1 pseudogene is annotated in these 239 nt (G+C 55.6%); it reads right to left on the reverse strand.

The annotated features are described in order from the left end of the window. Positions 1–201, reverse strand: a pseudogene (locus tag SB764_RS44270) (hypothetical protein); the annotation flags it as partial. Between the last annotated feature and the right edge of the window lie 38 nt (positions 202–239).

The raw sequence follows: 239 nt of genomic DNA on the forward strand, positions 1-239 counted from the left end.
GCCCTGCCCTTTATGTTCCTCGGTCAGCTCCATGATGCCGCCCATGCCTTTGCCGTCGGCTTCCAGCACGAGATAGGGCATTTCCGGCGAACCGAAATCCTTGGTCTGCCAGCCGATGGCATGGCCATAGAAGCGGGCGGCCGCTTCCATGTCAGGCGTCATCAATTCGACCCATATGAATTTTCCGTGTGTATCGGACATTTTGTCTCCTCCGGAGATCTTGGTGCGAATTTTTAGCG

The sequence above is a fragment of the Paraburkholderia sp. SIMBA_027 genome (genome assembly GCF_046535315.1).
Lineage (GTDB): Bacteria > Pseudomonadota > Gammaproteobacteria > Burkholderiales > Burkholderiaceae > Paraburkholderia > Paraburkholderia tropica.